The 514-nt window shown below is 48.6% G+C and carries 1 protein-coding gene; it reads left to right on the top strand.

Annotated features, from left to right (window positions below; translation table 11 throughout):
* The first annotated feature begins 109 nt into the window (after positions 1–109).
* On the top strand, positions 110–511 hold the full coding sequence (locus HNW77_RS17315; RefSeq protein ID WP_015994894.1) for a hypothetical protein: 402 nt from the start codon (positions 110–112) through the stop codon (positions 509–511).
* Positions 512–514 lie beyond the last annotated feature (3 nt).

Below are 514 nucleotides of genomic sequence, written 5' to 3'. Positions count from 1 at the left end.
AACATATACATCAGATTAACAGTTGCAACTAATCAGTTATGAGAAAATTATTCTTTACGGGAACTTTTCGGCAGATTAGACTCTAATTATCAGTCAATGGAGATTAAACATGAATACTCTTCTTCCTATCGTACATATCGTGTTGAAAGACGGCGAAGTTCTGGGCGTGTTCGATTGCGACAAATCGGCAAGATTGTTCCGCGACATGAAAGGCGGCGTGCTGGATTCCTGGGTGGTTGAATCGCAGAACAACTCGCGTTCACGCCTCGTCACGAAAGAAAGCTATGAAGTCGGTGATCACGTCATATACCTGGACGAGCACGGAGAAGGCCACGGCAAGGTTCTGGCGGTTGAGCCGCGAGGCGAGCGTGCTGTCGGCGGACGGGAGCTGTACAACCTATATCAAATCAGCAGCGACGATCCGTCCGTGGACATTTGGATGCTCGACGCAGACATCATCGGCATTTATCCAGACGAAAAGCGCTTTACTCCTGGCGAGCAGATGGAATAGACT

This window comes from Komagataeibacter melomenusus (assembly GCF_013155395.1).
GTDB classification, from domain to species: Bacteria; Pseudomonadota; Alphaproteobacteria; order Acetobacterales; family Acetobacteraceae; genus Komagataeibacter; species Komagataeibacter melomenusus.
This window is presented reverse-complemented; position numbering and strand designations above follow the sequence as displayed.